The sequence below is a fragment of the Candidatus Seongchinamella marina genome, from assembly GCF_026262685.1.
Lineage (GTDB): Bacteria > Pseudomonadota > Gammaproteobacteria > Pseudomonadales > Halieaceae > Halioglobus > Halioglobus marinus.
Genome location: NZ_SHNP01000003.1, coordinates 560,192 through 570,992 on the forward strand (window position 1 = coordinate 560,192; position 10,801 = coordinate 570,992).

Here is a 10,801-nt window from a genome sequence, read left to right on the forward strand (position 1 = left end):
CTCTGAAAATTAGCGAGATTGTTTATTCTGATATTCGGCGTACCGAATAGCGACTTCACCCAGCGCAATGCAAGTTAGCGAACCTATGACCACCGGCCAGTCGAAGCCGTTTCCGGGGACATACATAAAGAGAAAAATAGTCACCGTCAGCAGGAAAATACAAGTGACTGTAATTAGCGCTACTACTGGCTTACCGCCGGGCACACGAAAAGGGCGTGGACGATCCGGATCTATGATTCGTGCTCGATAAAACGCCGAAACCACACCGATATAAGGGAGCATGAATAGCACTGCACTGGCCGCGAACAGAAGCCAGAACAGGTCTTCATTGGTGCCGGCGATGGCACCGTAGGCAAGTAGCAGAGCGGTGGATGATGCACCCATAAGAATACTGGCCCCTGTTGGCGTACCATATTTCGGATGTTCTATCGCGAATACATTAGGTAGTTCTCCGTCAATCGCAGACTCCGCGGCAGCTCGGTTGCAACCCATGGCCCAGGTGACCGCATTCGAAATGAAAGTGAACAGCGCAAATATGCCAAGCAGGGTTGCGATCAATACTCCCAGCTGGGAATCACCGAATAGCTTTTGCAAGGTATCTACCAGTCCTTCGACCAGATTGATCTCAGCGGAGGGAATGACCGCCAGGATGGCAAAAGTGCCAAGTACATAGCATAGAAAAATGATCACCCCTGAACTCAGAATTGAACGCGGAATATCGCGCTCCGGATTTTTCATTTCTTCACTGGCCGAAGACATTAGCTCGAACCCCAGCATGCCGTAAATAATTGTGGAAACATATTGAGTGCCGCCGCTCCACTGGGGCTTGAAGGATTCCCAGCTGAAGTCATTGGCCAACTTAACGTCCGGCTGCAGTGCATACACGACACCACCGATGACTATTGCGATGAAGGTAATGGTTTTTAGTGTGGCACCCATATTAGGTACCCATTTGCCAATACTGAGTGACATGCAGGTAATAAAAATGACCACCCAATTAAGTGTTATCGCAATGATCAACTGTGTCGACATTGACATGGTCGGAAAGAACATTTGCGAAAACACACCGGTGAACAGAATAAAAATCGAGGCATTCCACAGCACAGTGTTCAGCCAGTACAACCAGATGGCTCTGGTACCCCAGCGTGTGCCGAATGCATCGCGAATCCAGCTATAAATACCACCTTGCTCAGGGTAGGTAGTGCCGAGTTCAGCGGTGATCAGGCCATAAGGGATGAAGAAGATGATACCCATCAGGCCCCACCAGAATATGCTAGAGACGCCTATTGAGGCAGATGCTGCCAGCGTATCCAGCAATAGAATGGCCGACACTGTAAAGAGTGTCATATCGCGAACGCCCATGGTGCGGCGGTGTTGTACATGGGCCGTGTTATTCAAATTATTCTCCCGGCGCTGGATTGAGTCCTGAACTTGAACTGAGTAAAGGATGCACTATTGTAATGTTCGAGTATGTTGGTTCTAGGTGGTTAAAGCCATAACCTCAGAAGGTTAGTGCCAAGTCAGAGCGTGGCCATTAATTGCTACCAATGGACATTTACCATGGCGATTGGAGATCAGAATAGTTCCACGAGCTTCGTATGACGAAGTCTCAGTTGATCTTGATGACTTGGGAATGGATAGAGAAGACTGGAGCTGGGCTCTGGAGGGCCGCTGGCGTTTCAAACCAAAGTGGATGTTGGGTGGGGCTGGCCTATCAATTTGAGTACGACGGTGCACGCGCCATATCGAGGGACTTTAACTTCGAAGGTAAGGAATTTCAGGCTGGCACTTTTCTAAATACGGAAATCAGCATCAATACTTATATTGTTGATCTCATGTATCAAGTTTATGACAGTGAGCGGGCTGAAGTTTTAGTCGGTGGAGGTGTTCATGCATTTGATATGAACTTCAATGGGCCCACAATTTTCATGAGTTATCGGTTTTAGATTGAGCCGGGGATGTTTTTTATTTTGAGCGTTCCGGGTCGTATTATTAAGCTTTTGTACTATGCCCGCACTGGATCGCGCGTTATACCTTGAGCTATCTGCTTGCCTGCGGTCCAGGTAGGGCGTAGGCAACATAGCTTGATCCAACGGACGCGTCTAACTTGCCGCCGCCCGCAGCGATCACAATAAATTGCCTCCCCATCGCCTCGTAAACCGCTGGCGTGGCAAAGCCTGCTGCAGGCAAACTACCATGCCACAGTAGCTTGCCGGTCAATTTGTCGAACGCTCTCAGCTTTTTGTCGGGCGTAGAAGCAATGAAAAGGAGACCGCCGGCCGTGACCACAGGGCCGCCGTAATTTTCTGCCCCCAACCCAGATAGACCGAGCATTTCTGCCTGCGGATAATCACCTAGCGGAATGCGCCAGCGGATAGTGCCTGCGTTGAGGTCGAGTGCATTAAGACTGCCCCAGGGCGGTTTAGAGCCAGGCAAGTTGTCGCTGTCGCGAAGTTTCTGGAACCTTGCGCCGTAAGTTAATGTGCCCGGGTTTTCACTTGCGGGAAACTGCTCTCCTTCGGCTTCGTTGGGCTGGTACAAATAAACAATGGCTCCCAGCGAGTAGTACCAGGGTTGATGACTGAACCCCGGCATCCGGCCGCGCCCGTTGCGCACAATGTCCCAGATCTCCCACGGCCAATACTTCAGATGAATGTCCTCTAGTGAAGGCACTGCGTCCCCCATGCCTTTTCTGTCTGCTCCATGGCAGTGAGCGCAGAACAGTCGGTAGCCTGTCTCAGGTGACCGATCGCCCGTAGTACCGGATTCCACTGGTGTCATTTTTATCGTCCATGGAACTTCGTTAGCATTCACGTAGATTAAACCGGTTGCCTTGTCATAAGCCTGACCACCCCATTGGGCGCCGCCATCCAGGCCGGGCTTTAGCACAATGCCGTCTTCGTTCGGCGCAGCATAGTGCTTGTTTGTCGACATGCCAGCGATCTTCTCTCCAACTGTTTCGCTGGCCTGCTTATCCAGTGTTGTGATCTCGAAATCGAGGTCGACAAATGGCGGCGGTGAAGTCGGCATTGGTTGACTGCTGGGAAGTTGTTCGCCGGGCATACCATTTCCGGCGATTGTTAGTTCCTCAATGGGAAAAAGCGGCTCTCCTGTTTCGCGATGAAACACGAATACGTGACCAGACTTGGTTGACTGAGCGACGGCTGGAATGTTTTTACCACCCCGTTGGATGGTGACAAGGTTTGGCGGAGATGGCAGATCCCGATCCCATAGATCATGCCTGACTATCTGGTAATGCCACAGCCTTTCACCTGTGCGCGCATCCAGCGCGATTAAGCTGTTGGCGAACAGATTGTCGCCTGCGCGGTTGGCGCCGTAGAAGTCGTAGCCAGCCGATCCTGTAGGTACGAATACGATGCCTCGTTCTGCATCGACGGTCAGGCCCGCCCAGGCGTTAGCGCCGCCGCGCTTATCGCGGTTCGCCTCAGGCCAGGTGTCGACGCCATATTCGCCCGCGCCTGGTATGGTTTTAAAGGTCCAGCGAAGTTGACCGCTGGGCATGTGGTAGGCGCGGATATAGCCCGGTGCTGCGCTGTAGTCCTCGCTGGTTGCGAAGCCCATGATAAGTAGGTTCTCAAATAAGGTGCCAGGCGTGTTGGCGGCGACATTGGTGCTTTGAGGTTTGCGGTCGAGGCCCAGGCGAAGATCGACAGTGCCATTCCTGCCAAAGTCTTGCACCAAATTGCCGGACACCGCATCGATGGCGTAAAGCAGGTGCTCATGGCCGACCAGTATGTATTCGGCAGTGACGCCGTTATTCAGCTTTCCCTCCCAATAGACCAAACCACGGCCTGCACCCTTGGCTGTAGCGGATCGGTTGAATGGATAGACCCACAACTCATCGCCAGAGGCAGCATTCAGCGCGAACAGGTTTTTGTGGCCGTCCAGGCCGTAGAGTACGCCTTTTACAATGAGGGGGTTGGTAGGTATCAACCCAGTATGGCCCGGATCGTAGCGCCAGGCCTCCGTGAGTTGATGGACGTTGTCTGTGGTGATCTGTGTTAGCGGACTGAACTGGTTACTGGACTGGTCGCCAAGGTAGCTGCGCCACTCGCTCTGGGCAACGATTTGCGAGCTTCGCAGCGCATTGATGCGTGTAACTGCGTCTTCGTTGCTTGAACTGCCGCAGCCCAAAAGCAGCAGGGCTGCGATAAGCAATATCGTTACTAATGATTGCTGGTTTGCCAACGATTGCTGTCCTGAACCTGAGTTGATAGCCTGACCCGCATCATACCCTGCAAAGTGCTTTTTGGTTCACTTCAGCTAGTTTGTTCACCAATTTTAAGCCCCTGGGAGCCCATTCGATAGTCGGGTATTTTGCACATGCCAAAGCCTTTGTTGTCTTACTTATTGCCTCACCATGCTTAAACCTATACCTTGAAGCTACTTGGACGACCGCGTTACCGGCTGTTATTCGTGGCATATATAAGGCCTTTTATATCCTTTGCCGCTCCAGGCGCACGTAGTCTTGACCACGACATTGTCGTTTTTGGGCAGGCAAATAGACTGAAAATAACCGCATAATGGACTCATGTCGCAAACTCTGACCTTTCGCCGTCTCCTTGAGTCGCAAACGCTGCTGGTCATCGTGACCCTACCGGTACTTGTTTGGTATGGCAATCCCGCCGTCGCGCTATTGGTAGGTGCTGCGCTTTCACTGGTATTTAACAAGGTCGTTGTACCCGGGGCTGGCGCCATCGGGAAACAGGCCTTGCAGATAGCTATTGTGCTCCTAGGCCTTAAATTGAATGCTGCCCAATTGGTGCAAATCAGCTCAGACTATAGCCTGCTGGTTACTGTCTACGTTGGGCTCACCATCGGTATTGGCCTGTTAATGGGGCGCTGGCTGGGCAATCAGCGCAAGTGCAGCCAATTAATCTCATCGGGCACCGCGATATGTGGCGGTACCACCATTGCCAGCTTATCTCCGGTGATCGGGGCTCGACCAGAACAGACCGGCGCAGCGCTTACCCTGGTTTTCCTGTTGAACGCCCTGGCGCTCTTTACCTTCCCTATTGTCGGCGAAGCGCTGTCGCTGACACAGGAGCAATTTGGAGTCTGGGCCGCTCTGGCCATCCACGACACCTCCTCCGTGGTCGCCACGGCAGCCATTTATGGCGATGATGCAGCCACCATTGCCACCACCGTAAAACTCGGCCGCACCCTTTGGTTAATACCTTTGCTGTTGGTATTTAGCGTTTTGGAACAGCGAGGATCGGCCAAACTAAGGTTACCCTTGTTCATCGTCGCTTTCGTGGCCACAGCTTGCCTGGGCTCGCTGATTGAGCTTCCTTCCGAAGTGGTCACTGGTGCCTCAATGATCAGTAAAAGTCTTTTGGTGGTTGCTCTTTTCTGTATCGGCACGGAGATTAATCGCTCCACGCTAAAGGAGTTGCGCGGAGCGGTGCTAATGCACGGCCTGCTTTTGTGGGCCTTGGTCGTGCCTCTGGTGTTATTATTAGTGATCCAGACCATTTAGTACTGAAAAAGCAAAAATCTTCGCATGAACCTACTTTTGGTTATAAGAGTATAGCGATTACTTCCTTTTACCTCATCCGCACATTTCGTATTATGCCCGGCATGAGCATACGCAACGTCAAAATTGATCTACTAAGTGCAGCGGCTATAGGCGCCTTCGCACTCTTCGTGTTCGCCCCTATCCTGGCCTGATCGCTTCGCCTCTCAGAGCTTCTGGGGCCGCAGAAACAGCACTAACAAACCTGCCAAGAACGAGCCGCTTGCCATTATTATGGCGACGTTTTCCAGCATCATGCCTGTCGCAAACAAAAACCCCGGAATCATTGGCCCAAGCACTGCGCCACCGCGACCAATTCCCAGAACCAGGCCGGTGCCGGACCCCAGCAGTGAGGAAGGGTAAGAAACCGCAAAGAGTCCGAAGAAGCCCGAGATGGCCGCAAAGATAAATAGGCCGGTCACAAACCCGACGAGCTTCATGCTTTGCAAGGTCTCGGTGAAGTAGGGAAATGCAGCCACACCTATCGCCGCTGACACCAGACAGAGGGCCATCAAGAGCCGAATCGGTAGAAATCTGGCAATAATGCTGAGACCGACTGAGCCTATGACCCCGCCCAGGCTAATAACACCCAAAACATTGGTTGCCTCTGACGAACTATAGCCCAGGTCGGTAACGATCATGGGAATCCATTTGACGAAATAATAGTAGGTTCCCACATTGCCGAGGTAGGCAAACAGTAAGATACAGGTAATGAGACCCAAGCCCGACTTAAACAAACTGGCCATACCTACTGGGTGTGCCTGGCTCGCTTCTATGGGAGGCAAACTGTCGGGTACCGAGTGACCCAGGCGTTTCATGATGGTCTGAATACGCTCCAGGGCGCCCTGCGGGCGCTTGCGTTCAAGATAGGTGATGCTTTCGGGAACCAGTAAGTACACTAACGGAATGAAACCCAGGCTTAACAGTGCTCCTAGATAGAAGGTTACGCGCCAGTCGTACTCCCTGAGCAGGGGCGCAAGGAATGTCGCGCCCAGGTAAACGCCAAGGGCAAAGCCGCCGGCTACCAGAACCACAGCCAAAGAGCGATTTTTGTCATTACAGAAGTCTGAAGAGGTCGCTGTGGCCGCAGCCAAAAGCCCGCCTATGCCTATGCCTGTGAACACGCGAGCGGCGCCGAGAACGTATAAGTTGGGTGCCATTCCTGCAACCAGCATCCCCGCTGTCAGGATAATAAGCCCAAGCAATAAAGTGGGTCTTCGACCTCGACTATCAGCGAGTGCTCCCATAATAATCGAGCCCAGGGCCATGCCCATGAGTTCGAGGGACAGCACGATCCCCAATGTCGCCTTGGATACATTCCATTCTTCGGTAATACCCGGGGCGGCAAAGGCGATAGACAGAACGTCGTAGCCATCCAGCGCAAGGATGCCGATACAGATAGCCACGACATACCATTGGCCTGCACTCATCGGTTCGTGTTGAAGGGTCTCCAGAGGCCCGGCACCTGTATTCATATTATTCTCTTTTTTAATGAATCATTGATCATCAAACTACAGGTCTAACCGGCGCAGCATGATGTTTATTTAGGCATGATTATAGTGTCTCACAATGATGGCGAGCACATAACTTTGCTTTATTGGCGATTCGGGCTGCGCATGCACTTGCCTGTTCTGTGCCTGGATCTATCGGCCACCCTAGTCAGCCGCGGTAATAGTGCCAAACCGGGCTCAAGGTCGATTAGTCTAGCCGCGCTCCACCATCAACATTGATAGTCTGGCCCGTGACATAGCTGGCGTCTTGCGAGCACATGAATGAGACCACCGAGGCCAATTCAGAAACCTTGCCCTGGCGTCCCATCGGAATAAACTCTTCCAGTTGCTGCTTAAATGCGCCGTCGGGTAATTGATATAGCTCGGTTGCCCTGGCGATAGTGCCGTCCATCATGTCGGTATCGTGTGACCCAGGGCTTACGCAGTTAACTCGAATACCGGTTTTGGCGAGCTCCAGCGCCAGTTGCTGGGTGAAACCGATGACCCCGAACTTGGATGCACAGTAGGCCCCGTAATCCTGTAGGCCCACTCTGCCGGCGAGTGACGCGATCATTACGATGGCGCCGCCATTGCCGCTGTCGCGAATCAGACGACCGCCGTACTTGCTCACCAGGAATACACCGTTCACGTTTACATCCATGGTCTGGTACCAGACATCTTCACCGGTATCGAGAATGGGCGAAGCGCCGGCATCGCTGGGTACGCCGGCATTGTTAACAATAATGTCGAGTCGCCCAAAGCGTGCTTTGATGGTTTCGACCATGGCCACGACCTGGTCTTTATTAGTGACATCACACTCCAGCGCCAGGGCTTGTCTGCCTTTCCCCTCAATTTCCTGCGCCAACGAATCAACGCCACGCCATTTCATTTCCTGCTCGTGAGCAGGGTATGACTCGGGAGAGCGAGGTCGACCACAAATCACGATGTCAGCGCCATCCTCTGCTAATCGCAGTGCAATAGCACGGCCTATACCCCGGTGACGCGCCGCACCTGTGATCAGTGCGACTTTACCCGACAGTCCCTGTGTGTTGCTCATGTGTTATTCCTTTCCATTGTAAGGTCGGCCAAGGCGATTTTTTAGCCAGCTGATTATTGCTATGGTTGTTAGTATAAGGCCTGTTCAGCACACATACCTATAAGGGATAAACGATGGATTTGAACTTAAACGGCAAGCGAGTCATATTATCCGGGGGCAGCCGCGGGATTGGCTTGGCGATTGCTGCACGTTTTCTGGAAGAGGGTGCGAACGTTGCTTTCTTTGCCCGGGGTGAGGCTGGTGTTCAGGCTGCACTTGAAGAGCTCGGCAGCAAAGGAGAGTTCTATGGTGACTCGGTTGACGCGGCTGATACTGAAGCTGTTCGAGCCTGGGTTTTAAAGGCAGCGCAGCAGTTGGGGGGCGTTGATATTGTGATCAACAATACCAGCGCATCGGCGAGTATCAAATGGAATGATGAGGCCTGGCGTAATAGCTTCAATGTCGATTTGATGGCGGCCGTGACGATGAATGAAACCGCCTTACCTTTTCTTGAAGAATCAGATGCAGCGGCGGTGTTGCAGGTTGCCACGGTCACTGCCTTTGAACATCATGATCTCTCTGTATGCCCGAGCTATGGCGCGATAAAAGCAGCCACAGTAAATTACTCTGCCCAACTGGCCCAGAACTGGGGGGACAAGGGTATACGGTCGAATAGTGTTTCACCTGGCCCTATTTTTATTGAGGGTGGGGCCTGGGACGGGATTAAGCAAAATTATTTTGATCTCTATGAGCGCGACCGGCTGGCTCATCCCTCCGAACGCCTGGGCAGTGCCGAGGAGGTCGCTAATGTTGCAGTGTTTGTCTGTTCCGGTGCAGCAAGTTGGATCAATGGTGAGAATGTCGTGGTGGACGGTGGCTTTACCAAACGTGTGAGCTTTTAATAAGGCAGCCTATAGAGAAGAAGACAATGAATAAATATGAAGGTTTGAATAAATCGATGGTCCAGCAGTTTGCTCCCCGGCCCGGTCGTAAGCCACTGCTTCCATCACTCAGCAAGAAAGCACAGGTCGCGCTAATGTGCCGCATGCTCACCCGTGAGGGTTGGAACGAGCATATAGCGGGCCACATCACCTGCCGCCTTGATGACGGTAATATTCTGACTAACCCCTGGGAGTTGGCCTGGGAAGAACTGACCGCTAGCGATATCGTTACCTTGAATCCCGAGGGCGAAATTATTGACAGCGACTGGAATGTGACACCAGCCATAGGTCTGCACCTGCAACTGCACGCGCGGCGCCCAGACCTGCACGTGGCGATTCACAATCATGCGCACTGGAGCGGCATCTGGGCTAATCTGCAACGTGTGCCACCGGTTTATGATCAGGCTGGTGCGTATTGCGGGGTAGATCTTCCGCTCTACAATGAGTACGAGGGGACCTTTGAAAACGAGGCGACTAGCTTGTCCGCAGTAGAAGCTCTGGGAGATGCAAAGTGGGCGCTGCTGGCGAACCACGGTTCATTGGTAGTCGGCAAGGATTTACGCCAGGCCCACCTGCGAGCCATCACGCTGGAATGGCGTAGTAAGCGAGCCTATGAAGTTGAGTTGGCAGGTGGCGGCGCAAAGCCGTTGAGTGATGAGGAAGTCGCTAAAGTATCTATTGCCGACGACAACGGCTTTCCCTTCTGCTGGGAAGCAATGGCGCGCCGGGAACTGCGTCTAGATCCTGGTATCGTAGATTAAGTCTGCTGCTACTGCTTACGCCTGACCCAAGGAATTTGTTATGACCATTAATGTAACTCCACTCGAGCATGTGGGCGTTGAAGTCTCCGGTTTCGATATCAATGAAGCCCTGACTGACTCGATAAAAGCGGAATTAAAATCACTGTGGTACGAGCATGCCATTCTGGTGTTTCGTGATCAGGATATTAGTCCCGAAAAGCAAATTGAATTCAGTCGCATCTTTGGTCCGCTGGAAATACATCCGCTGAAGATCAATACCAGTGACGAGCACCCGGAATTGTTTGTGCTGGAAAACGGTGGCGACAAGGACAGTTTCTTCACCGCATTTTACGAGGGTGAGGAGATTGTAGGTCGTCTAGATTGGCACATGGACCTTCACTATACCGCGCGTCCCAACCACGGGGCGCTGTTACGCGCGGTGGTGGTAGCAGAAGAAGATGGCTTAACGGGTTTTGGCGACCTGGCGAAGGCTTACGATGCTTTAGATAGCGAGACTCAGGACTTGCTTGAAAAGCTCGAGGTTGCCTACAGCTTTAGCATGCAACGACGGCATATGCGCTATGTGAATCTGGAGGGTTACGAACCAGGCCCTCATAGCCCAAAGAAACCCGCTGATGTGGGTTATCCCGACTTTGCTGATGCGGTTTACCCGGCAGTGGTTACTCACCCCGTTAGTGGACGCAAAGTACTCGAAATCGTTGAGCAATTCCTGGACCGAGTTATTACGCCTCAGCAGTTTGGGCTGTCAAATGATGAATCTATCGAATTATTGGAACGGCTGGTAGCGCATACCAAAAAGCCTGAATTCACTTATTTCCACCAATGGCGCGATGGCGACATGGTGCTCTGGGATAACTGGCGGGCCATGCACTGTGCAACGGGCACAAGACCAGGTATCAAGCGGGTGATTAACCGTACCACCATCGAAGGCGATATTACTTTGGGGCGTGTGGATTCACCTGAGTGAGAACTACAACGGTAAGGCAGGCGGCAGTTTATACGTCGATGGAAGGCGCAATGAGCGGTTAGTAGTTTGG

Annotated in this window: 9 protein-coding genes; 5 read left to right on the plus strand and 4 right to left on the minus strand. The window is 52.4% G+C overall.

The annotated features are described in order from the left end of the window. Nucleotides 1-9 precede the first annotated feature (9 nt). Nucleotides 10-1,398 (minus strand): APC family permease, encoded by a 1,389-nt coding sequence (locus EYC87_RS10920; RefSeq protein WP_279252897.1) that lies wholly within the window; start codon nucleotides 1,396-1,398, stop codon nucleotides 10-12. 200 nt (nucleotides 1,399-1,598) lie between these two features. Between EYC87_RS10920 and EYC87_RS10925 the strand changes: the two genes are divergently transcribed. Further along, nucleotides 1,599-1,946 carry a hypothetical protein gene (locus EYC87_RS10925; RefSeq protein ID WP_279252898.1) on the plus strand — a complete coding sequence of 116 codons (348 nt, stop codon included), beginning with the start codon at nucleotides 1,599-1,601 and terminating at the stop codon, nucleotides 1,944-1,946. 94 nt (nucleotides 1,947-2,040) lie between these two features. Here the strand turns inward: EYC87_RS10925 and EYC87_RS10930 are convergent, their stop codons facing one another. Then, a complete protein-coding gene (locus EYC87_RS10930; protein WP_279252899.1) occupies nucleotides 2,041-4,209 on the minus strand; it encodes an outer membrane protein assembly factor BamB family protein in 2,169 nt (722 codons plus the stop codon). A 343-nt stretch (nucleotides 4,210-4,552) separates the two neighbouring features. Between EYC87_RS10930 and EYC87_RS10935 the strand changes: the two genes are divergently transcribed. After that, nucleotides 4,553-5,500 carry a YeiH family protein gene (locus EYC87_RS10935; RefSeq protein WP_279252900.1) on the plus strand — a complete coding sequence of 316 codons (948 nt, stop codon included), beginning with the start codon at nucleotides 4,553-4,555 and terminating at the stop codon, nucleotides 5,498-5,500. Nucleotides 5,501-5,703: 203 nt separating this feature from the next. On the opposite strand, the gene EYC87_RS10940 is transcribed toward EYC87_RS10935, so the two are convergent. Together EYC87_RS10940 and EYC87_RS10945 are read right to left on the minus strand one after the other, a co-directional pair. Then, on the minus strand, nucleotides 5,704-7,011 hold the full coding sequence (locus tag EYC87_RS10940; protein WP_279252901.1) for an MFS transporter: 1,308 nt from the start codon (nucleotides 7,009-7,011) through the stop codon (nucleotides 5,704-5,706). A 223-nt stretch (nucleotides 7,012-7,234) separates the two neighbouring features. Next, nucleotides 7,235-8,083: an SDR family NAD(P)-dependent oxidoreductase gene (locus EYC87_RS10945; protein ID WP_279252902.1), complete on the minus strand. Its 849-nt coding sequence runs from the start codon at nucleotides 8,081-8,083 to the stop codon at nucleotides 7,235-7,237. Nucleotides 8,084-8,196: 113 nt separating this feature from the next. Here EYC87_RS10945 and EYC87_RS10950 point away from each other — a divergent pair, with 113 nt between their 5' ends. From EYC87_RS10950 to EYC87_RS10960, 3 genes are read left to right on the plus strand one after another with little or no spacing between them, the layout of a single operon-like run. Beyond that, nucleotides 8,197-8,964 carry an SDR family NAD(P)-dependent oxidoreductase gene (locus tag EYC87_RS10950; protein ID WP_279252903.1) on the plus strand — a complete coding sequence of 256 codons (768 nt, stop codon included), beginning with the start codon at nucleotides 8,197-8,199 and terminating at the stop codon, nucleotides 8,962-8,964. A gap of 26 nt (nucleotides 8,965-8,990) precedes the next feature. Then, entirely contained in the window at nucleotides 8,991-9,764 is a 774-nt protein-coding gene (locus EYC87_RS10955) for a class II aldolase/adducin family protein (protein WP_007229499.1), read from the plus strand. Nucleotides 9,765-9,804: 40 nt separating this feature from the next. Next, nucleotides 9,805-10,731 (plus strand): TauD/TfdA dioxygenase family protein, encoded by a 927-nt coding sequence (locus EYC87_RS10960; RefSeq protein WP_279252904.1) that lies wholly within the window; start codon nucleotides 9,805-9,807, stop codon nucleotides 10,729-10,731. The last annotated feature ends 70 nt before the right edge of the window (nucleotides 10,732-10,801 follow it).